The sequence below is a fragment of the Kocuria sp. CNJ-770 genome (assembly GCF_001942375.1).
In the GTDB taxonomy this organism is placed as follows: Bacteria; Actinomycetota; Actinomycetes; order Actinomycetales; family Micrococcaceae; genus Kocuria; species Kocuria oceani.
Genome location: NZ_MKJW01000060.1, coordinates 1 through 1,348 on the forward strand (window position 1 = coordinate 1; position 1,348 = coordinate 1,348).

General features: G+C 66.2%; 1 protein-coding gene. It reads right to left on the minus strand.

Going from position 1 to position 1,348, the window contains the following annotated elements:
* Positions 1-43 precede the first annotated feature (43 nt).
* Complete coding sequence (locus BJF77_RS02875; RefSeq protein ID WP_255396110.1) at positions 44-1,297, minus strand: IS256 family transposase; 1,254 nt, start codon at positions 1,295-1,297, stop codon at positions 44-46.
* Between the last annotated feature and the right edge of the window lie 51 nt (positions 1,298-1,348).

A 1,348-nucleotide genomic window follows, 5' to 3' on the forward strand; every position in this document is an offset into this window, starting at 1 on the left:
CGGGACTGTCCGATAAACGGTGTGTGGGGCCCGGCGGTTTTCATCAGTGAGCGGTTCTCGCAAACCGTCCGGCGAAGGTGATCGCGAACGCGTTCAGCGCCGGCTTCCACCTCATCACCCAGCGTGCTCTACCGCCGCCGGTCGGATCAAGAGACCTGGTGACGAGGTAGAGGCACTTCAGCGCAGCAGCCTCGTTCGGGAAGTGCCCGCGCGCCCGCACGGCCCTCCGGTAGCGGGCGTTGATCGACTCGATCGCGTTCGTCGTGCAGATCACCCGGCGGATCTCGACGTCGTACTCCAGGAAGGGCACGAACTCCGCCCAGGAGGACTCCCACAGCTGCACGATCGCCGGATACCGCTGGCCCCACTCGGCCGTGAACTCGGTGAACCGGTCCTTTGCCGCTTGTTCTGAAGGCGCGGTGTAGACCGGTTTGAGCGCCTTGACGATCCCGTCACGGTGCTGGCGGCCGGCGTAGCGGAAGGAGTTGCGGATCAGGTGCACGATGCACTGCTGAACCACCGTCTGCGTCCAGGTGGTGCTGATCGCCTCCGGCAGGCCCTTGAGCCCGTCGCAGACGGCCATGAGCACGTCCTCGACGCCCCGGTTCTTCAGCTCGGAGAAGACCTGCAGCCAGAACCGGGCGCCTTCGGCGCCGTCGCCGGCCCAGATCCCGAGGATGTCGCGTTCCCCGTGCACGGTCACGCCCATGACGACGTAGAACGGCGTGTTGCGCACCTGCCCGTCGCGGACCTTCACCACGATCGCATCGACGAAGAGCACCGGATAGAGCGGGTCCAGCGGACGCGAAGACCACTCGGCCAGCTCACCGGCGACCTTCTCGGTAATCCGGCTGATGGTGTCCTTGGAGACCTTCGCCCCGTAGACCTCCTCGAAGTGCGCCGCGATCTCACCGGTCGTCAGCCCGCGGGCCGACAGCGAGAGGACGATCTGGTCGATCCCGTCCAGACGCCGCTTGCGCTTGGGCACGATCACCGGCTCGAAGGACCCGTCCCGGTCCCGGGGCACCTCGATCTCGACCGGGCCGATCTCGGTCAGCACGGTCTTCGCCCTCGTGCCGTTGCGCATGTTGGCCGCGATCGGAGTCTGCCCGTGGTCGTGACCCAGGTGCTCGGTCAGCTCGGCTTCCAGGGCGGTTTCCAGCACGTTCTTCGTCAGCTGGTTCAGCAGCCCGCCGGGCCCGACCAGGCTCACGCCCTGCTCCTTCGCCTGGGCAAGCAGCCGCTCGGCTAGGTCCTTCTGATCGATGATCTCTCCCGTCACGGGATCGATCATCATGCCTGTCATCTCGGTCGTGGACTCTGACACGGCCGTCTCCTTTCGGATCAG